The sequence below is a fragment of the Mesorhizobium sp. M00.F.Ca.ET.216.01.1.1 genome (assembly GCF_004010325.2).
Classification (GTDB): Bacteria; Pseudomonadota; Alphaproteobacteria; order Rhizobiales; family Rhizobiaceae; genus Mesorhizobium.
Window position 1 is genome coordinate 1 of the sequence record NZ_SADR02000604.1, and the last position, 280, is coordinate 280.

The window sequence follows — 280 nt, forward strand, 5'->3', positions numbered from 1 at the left end:
GCGAGCTTGTCCTTGTTGTCGCCCACCGAGGTGAGCAGGGCGGCCATGTACTCGGCCGTGTAGTGGGCCTTGAGGTAGGCCGTCCAGTAGGAGACGACGCCGTACGCGGCCGAGTGCGCCTTGTTGAAGGCGTAGTCGGAGAACGGCAGGAGGATGTCCCACAGCGCCTGCGCTGCGGCCTCGGAGTAGCCGCGCTCCTTCATGCCGCCGAAGAAGCCGACCTGCTGCTTGTCGAGCTCGGACTTCTTCTTCTTGCCCATCGCGCGACGGAGGATGTCGG

At 65.4% G+C, this 280-nt stretch carries 1 protein-coding gene; it reads right to left on the reverse strand.

Annotated features, from left to right (window positions below; genetic code table 11):
* The coding region (locus EN859_RS37625; RefSeq protein ID WP_135913773.1) for a hypothetical protein at positions 1 to 280 on the reverse strand (280 nt) is incomplete at both ends.